Origin of the sequence: Gilliamella sp. Gris3-2, from assembly GCF_001690345.1 — a bacterium.
Taxonomy (GTDB): Bacteria; Pseudomonadota; Gammaproteobacteria; order Enterobacterales; family Orbaceae; genus Gilliamella; species Gilliamella bombi.
Map to the genome: position 1 here is coordinate 42,255 of NZ_LZHB01000073.1, position 6,158 is coordinate 48,412.

At 35.4% G+C, this 6,158-nt stretch carries 9 protein-coding genes and 1 tRNA gene; 3 read left to right on the forward strand and 7 right to left on the reverse strand.

Annotated elements, in window-relative coordinates:
- Window positions 1–38 precede the first annotated feature (38 nt).
- Window positions 39–512, reverse strand: coding sequence for a ribonuclease HI (gene rnhA / locus A9G32_RS11100; protein ID WP_065589823.1), 474 nt, complete (start codon window positions 510–512; stop codon window positions 39–41).
- A gap of 179 nt (window positions 513–691) precedes the next feature.
- Between rnhA and dnaQ the strand changes: the two genes are divergently transcribed.
- Window positions 692–1,426, forward strand: a complete 735-nt coding sequence (gene dnaQ, locus A9G32_RS11105) for a DNA polymerase III subunit epsilon (protein ID WP_255306799.1) — start codon at window positions 692–694, stop codon at window positions 1,424–1,426.
- A 116-nt stretch (window positions 1,427–1,542) separates the two neighbouring features.
- Window positions 1,543–1,619, forward strand: a tRNA-Asp gene (locus A9G32_RS11110).
- 48 nt (window positions 1,620–1,667) lie between these two features.
- Here A9G32_RS11110 and A9G32_RS11115 read toward each other — a convergent pair.
- The 6 genes from A9G32_RS11115 to A9G32_RS11140 form a co-directional block, all read right to left on the reverse strand.
- Complete coding sequence (locus tag A9G32_RS11115; RefSeq protein WP_065589824.1) at window positions 1,668–2,210, reverse strand: site-specific integrase; 543 nt, start codon at window positions 2,208–2,210, stop codon at window positions 1,668–1,670.
- Between the two features lie 3 nt (window positions 2,211–2,213).
- The gene (locus A9G32_RS11120; protein WP_065589147.1) at window positions 2,214–3,296 is read right to left on the reverse strand and encodes an IS481 family transposase; all 1,083 of its coding nucleotides are present in this window, start codon (window positions 3,294–3,296) and stop codon (window positions 2,214–2,216) included.
- A gap of 108 nt (window positions 3,297–3,404) precedes the next feature.
- A complete protein-coding gene (locus tag A9G32_RS11125; protein WP_065589825.1) occupies window positions 3,405–3,950 on the reverse strand; it encodes a hypothetical protein in 546 nt (181 codons plus the stop codon).
- A 21-nt stretch (window positions 3,951–3,971) separates the two neighbouring features.
- Entirely contained in the window at window positions 3,972–4,397 is a 426-nt protein-coding gene (locus A9G32_RS11130; protein ID WP_065589826.1) for a hypothetical protein, read from the reverse strand.
- Between the two features lie 267 nt (window positions 4,398–4,664).
- Entirely contained in the window at window positions 4,665–4,844 is a 180-nt protein-coding gene (locus A9G32_RS12675) for a hypothetical protein (RefSeq protein WP_081296835.1), read from the reverse strand.
- A gap of 53 nt (window positions 4,845–4,897) precedes the next feature.
- Window positions 4,898–5,257 carry a hypothetical protein gene (locus tag A9G32_RS11140; protein WP_065589827.1) on the reverse strand — a complete coding sequence of 120 codons (360 nt, stop codon included), beginning with the start codon at window positions 5,255–5,257 and terminating at the stop codon, window positions 4,898–4,900.
- A 66-nt stretch (window positions 5,258–5,323) separates the two neighbouring features.
- Here A9G32_RS11140 and A9G32_RS11145 point away from each other — a divergent pair.
- On the forward strand, window positions 5,324–6,158 hold an 835-nt coding region (locus A9G32_RS11145; protein WP_065640677.1), incomplete at its 3' end, for an IS481 family transposase.

Consider the following 6,158-nt stretch of genomic DNA (forward strand, 5'->3'; position numbering starts at 1 on the left):
AACTTTTTAAAATTGAATAAAAATATTTAATTAATACATTAACCATTTATGCATTGTTCAAATATAGTATCTTGTAGTGTAGGGGATTGAGCTTGTGTTTTAGCTATAATGTCACAACGCTCGTTTTCAATATGCCCAGCATGACCTTTTACCCAAATCCATTCAATTTTGTGAGTTTGTACTACTTGATCAAGTCTTTTCCATAAATCAACATTTTTTACTGGTTTTTTGTTGGCGGTCTTCCAACCATTTTTTTTCCAACCATGTATCCAATTAATAATTCCATTTCGCAAATATTGACTATCAGAATATAATTCAATTTGACAAGGCTGCTTTAATTGCTCTAAAGCAACAATTGCAGCTAATAATTCCATACGATTATTCGTAGTTTTAAAAAAACCTTCTGATAATATTTTTTCGTTTGTTTTATATTTTAAAATTGCAGCATAACCACCAGGACCGGGGTTACCTAGGCAAGAGCCATCAGTATATATTTCAATTTTTTTTAACATCTTTTTAATTTCATTTATGACTATTTAAATTTTTTATTAATTCATTTACTGTAATTCTGTGACTTAAATAAATTAAGGACTATATTAATTTTTGAATGTATCAACTTTAAGGGATTTTGGTGCTAGACTATACCACTAAATAAAAGTTTTTCCCAACGATTGATATAAAAGAGAAGAAAGTGATCCATAATTCTACACGACAAATTGTATTAGATACTGAAACGACAGGTATGAACCAAGAAGGTAATAATCATTATGAAGGACATAAGATTATTGAAATTGGCGCTGTTGAAATTATTAATCGACGTTTAACTGGTAACCATTTTCATGTTTACATAAACCCCGAACGCTTAATTGATGAAGATGCATTTAAAGTGCATGGAATCAGTGATGATTTTGTTAAAGATAAACCTATATTTAAAAATGTTGCTCACGATTTTATTAAATTTATAGATGGTGCCGAGTTAATTATCCATAATGCATCATTTGACGTAGGTTTTATGGATTATGAATTTCGTCTTTGTGGTCTGGATTTTAAAACAGCTGATCATTGTATTATTACTGATACCTTGGCTATGGCAAGGCGTTTGTTTCCAGGTAAACGTAATAATTTAGATGTGTTATGTGAACGTTATCAGATAGATAATTCCCACCGAACATTGCATGGGGCATTATTAGATGCTGAGATTTTAGCTGAAGTTTATTTAGCTATGACAGGTGGGCAAACGACATTGTCTTTTAGTTCTGAAGATAATAACTCATCTTTATCAGAATCTAATTCAATTAAAAGAGTAGAACGTAATGGTGTGCCTTTGAAAGTAATCAGAGCCACAAGACATGAACTTTCTGAACATGAGATTATTTTAAAAAAAATTGACAAAAAAAGTGGAGGAGCATTGTGGAATATAAATTAATGATTGTTTTGTATTCAATTGATCACATATTTTAAAAATTTAATTGACGAGAATAAAAATAATCTTTAATATCACGCCTACTTTAACGTTACAACGTTAAAACTATCAAATAAAGCGGAGCGGTAGTTCAGTTGGTTAGAATACCTGCCTGTCACGCAGGGGGTCGCGGGTTCGAGCCCCGTCCGTTCCGCCAATTCATTAAGAATATCAATCAATTAAAGCACTCTACGAAAGTGCTTTTCTATTGCAATACTCTTTGTGTCAAATTTGTGACACTTTCTGATAGCGCATTTTCCGAAGCTAATAGTAAATGCCTAGAAGATAAGTGGGCATATCTTCTAACTGTATCAGCTTTACTCCACGCTCCTAAATCCTGCAGCGCGTGTGGATGAGTGCCATTCATGGAGTGTCTGCTTGCCCAAACATGCCTTAAATCGTGAAATCTAAGATGGGATAGACCAGCTCTTTTACGAGCGTTTCTCCATGCTTTTGAATTAGCACGCTTTATTGGATTACCTTTGTAAGTAAAAACATTGGTTGGGTGTTTGCCTTGCAAATTTTCTAAAACATACAATGCAACACTGTTTAATGGAATACCAATACCTTTGGTCTTTACTTTCCCACTACCGATGTTAACCCATGCATGACGATTTTTAATATCAACATTTTCCCACAAAAGGCCTGTGATATTACTCATTCTTAAACCTGTTGCTAGTGCAAAAAGAACAATAGGTATTAAATGATCAGGTAATTTGTAGTAGCTCAAACTTAATCTGACAGACACATATTACTCATCGGTCTTCATTTTAACAAAATGCGTGTCCGATGAGCAAAATAAATTCTCCAATTGCTTTTCCTTAACCAACCCTCTTGCATCATTCCATGTTTGCCATGGTGTCTTCCCATAACAATATTTTCCAGAGTGTGCTCTTTCTCGATTGTAAAACTCAAGCCATTGCTCAATATCGTTTTGTATTTCACTCAATTGCGTGTAAATCTTACGTCGAAATAAAATATCATAACATTCTGTTTTCATCGTCTTATGGAATCGCTCACAAATACCGTTATTTTGTGGGCTGTAGGCTTTGGTCTTGGTGTGTTCAATATCTTCTAGATTAAGATAAAGTTCATAAGCATGGCTCTCCTTATGGCCATTATATTCCGTCCCTCGGTCGGTAAGAATGCGTAAAAGTGGCACTTGTTCGCTGTCAAAGAAAGGAAGGACTTTATCATTGAGCATATCGGCAGCAATCAGACTGTTTTTCTCTGTATAGACTTTAGCAAAAGCGAGTCTGGAATAGGTATCAATAAATGTTTGTTGGTATATTTTCCCTATGCCTTTAATGTGTCCTACATAATAGGTATCTTGTGCACATAAATAACCCGGATGATGTGTCTCAATTTCACCATGCGCTTCTCGTGATGCTTTGGCTTTTTCAAGGGTCTGTAATTGATTTTCCGTGAGCACACATCCTTCTTGTGCCACTTTGGTTTCTAGGGCTATTATGCGTTTTTTAAAACTTTCTAAATCATGACGTAGCCAAATAGAGCGTACACCACTCCCTGACACCATGATGCCTTCTTGGCGGAGTTGATTGGCAACTCGATGTTGCCCATAAGCTGGATATTCATAGGCCATATTGACAACGGCTTGCTCTATATGTGGCTCTACCCGATTTTTTTCGATAGGCTTTTTACGACTAATTTCTTGAAGCGCAAGCTCTCCCCCTTGCTCATACAGTTTTTTAAAGCGATAATAGCTATCTCGACTGTATCCCATGAGTTTGCAAGCTTGTTGAACGTTACCGAGTTGTTTAGCTAATTCTAAAAGTCCTAATTTAGGTTTAATAATTTTGGCAGTTTGATTCATTTCTGACTCTCCTTTTGTGTTATAAAATAACTCAAACGTCAGATTAAGTAAAGACTATTACAAATTAAAGCTCGTTAAATCAAATCCTCTTGCGAGGGTTTGATTTGATTATAAGTGTGTAGCTATTTCTCTAGCTACATCTAAAGCTATCTGATCCCACGCATACTCAATAACCGAAGTAACTTTTGCATCTTTTACACCGCTATCATTCTGCTTAGTAGAAAATTCTTTAGTCCACCTATTGCCTGACAATTCAAATGTTACATTTAAATATACACTCGCACTATCAATATTCGTTGCTCCATAAGTGAATTTTGTTTTAGCATTATTAACTATTAATGTTAACTTTCTACCGTCAGAATTTAAATCTGCGTACGTGCTAATTGCTTCTTCAATTCTTGATGAAAGACCAATGCCGATCGGGATTCTAGTACGAGTCCCACTACCAAGAAACCCTGATGCCCCTTGTATATCAATTCGTGACGTAAAATCACTAGGAACCCATGTAATATCTAAGCTTTCTTTTTGAGTTATATGTATCTCTGATTTTATTTGCTTTAATGATTGATAAGACAGCCTATCACTAAATTGGTGATGAACACTGCAACCAGAGAAAATAAAACCTAAACACGTTAATAATAATAATTTTTTCATACTGTTTCCTTATAAATGGCTTTAATATAAAGTTGTTGGTGTTATATCTGTATTTCCATTTTGATCTATAGATAATCTGAACACTTTTCTTTCACCATCTTTAAAAGAAAATTCACGTTCACGGCGTGGAGGATTAAAGCTACATAATCCACTTCCCTGAAGAGATGAGCCTATTATTATGTTGCCACTTGGCGCATACAGTGAAACACGCTCTTTTGTTTCTAATTCAGCGACTTCTTGACCATTAATAAATACATTTATATAACAACCGCTTCCAACTAGACCTTTGTCTCTTATTAATACTAAATTAGCATAATTATCAACTTTATTTTGATAGCCAAATATTCTCTCCCTCGGTACATCCTTTATTTCATTTAATGAAAGAGGAGTTGTTGAGCAACCAGAAAGAAAAGAAACAATAACTACTAAAATTAATGATTTTTTCACATCATTCTCCTATAAATGATTAGTCTATTTAGAACGCCGTTCTATAAATACCATATCCGCCATTTAAGGAATGAGCAATCCTATATGTTAAAACTTGACTTTTCTCAACATCCCCTTCAACTTCAACTATCCCTCCGCCACAAACCCCATTTGCCATCATGCTAAAAATTCTTTTCCCTAAGAGCGGATAAATAACAACTTTTTCCACAGGGTTTAAATCAGCAATTTTAACTCCGTCAACAAAAAGAGAATCAGAGCAAGCGCTACTTACAAATCCTTTATCTCTTTTTTTATAATAACCATTTCTGAATTTTCTTTTTTTACAAAAATATCTTGGTTATATATCCGCTGCTCAGGAACGTTTACTGCCGCATCATTTGACACTGGTGACGATGAGCACCCTGTCAACGTAAAACCAATTACCCCCAAAAATACAATTTTTTTCATACCATCAACCCTTTTAAAATTTGAATTAATGGTATGAAATTTTAGACATTAAATCAACGTCGATTTAGTAGTCCTCCTGGTCTCATTTCCTCATTAATAATTGTTAGTACTGATTGTTTTATCATATTACCGACTGCTTTTCCGTCATCCTCAGATAAACCACCGTTACCAACATTTACAGGCACGTTTACTGTTATATTACTGTATGATTTATTTGATGTTTGCAAGAAATCTTTTAAATCAGCATTTGTTCGTGCATCAACTACACGCTCACCTTTATCAAGTAGCCAAGTACCCTCTTTAGGGATGTTATCAATACCGCTATGCGCCATACCTGAAATTGTTTGAGCTGCGATCATGCCTACCGACGCATAGCCAAGACCTCGAATTAATGAGGCGGCAGGAACACCCATTATTTGTAATAGTCTTTACTTAATCTGACGTTTGAGTTATTTTATAACACAAAAGGAGAGTCAGAAATGAATCAAACTGCCAAAATTATTAAACCTAAATTAGGACTTTTAGAATTAGCTAAACAACTCGGTAACGTTCAACAAGCTTGCAAACTCATGGGATACAGTCGAGATAGCTATTATCGCTTTAAAAAACTGTATGAGCAAGGGGGAGAGCTTGCGCTTCAAGAAATTAGTCGTAAAAAGCCTATCGAAAAAAATCGGGTAGAGCCACATATAGAGCAAGCCGTTGTCAATATGGCCTATGAATATCCAGCTTATGGGCAACATCGAGTTGCCAATCAACTCCGCCAAGAAGGCATCATGGTGTCAGGGAGTGGTGTACGCTCTATTTGGCTACGTCATGATTTAGAAAGTTTTAAAAAACGCATAATAGCCCTAGAAACCAAAGTGGCACAAGAAGGATGTGTGCTCACGGAAAATCAATTACAGACCCTTGAAAAAGCCAAAGCATCACGAGAAGCGCATGGTGAAATTGAGACACATCATCCGGGTTATTTATGTGCACAAGATACCTATTATGTAGGACACATTAAAGGCATAGGGAAAATATACCAACAAACATTTATTGATACCTATTCCAGACTCGCTTTTGCTAAAGTCTATACAGAGAAAAACAGTCTGATTGCTGCCGATATGCTCAATGATAAAGTCCTTCCTTTCTTTGACAGCGAACAAGTGCCACTTTTACGCATTCTTACCGACCGAGGGACGGAATATAATGGCCATAAGGAGAGCCATGCTTATGAACTTTATCTTAATCTAGAAGATATTGAACACACCAAGACCAAAGCCTACAGCCCACAAAATAACGGTATTTGTGAGCGATTCCATAAGACGA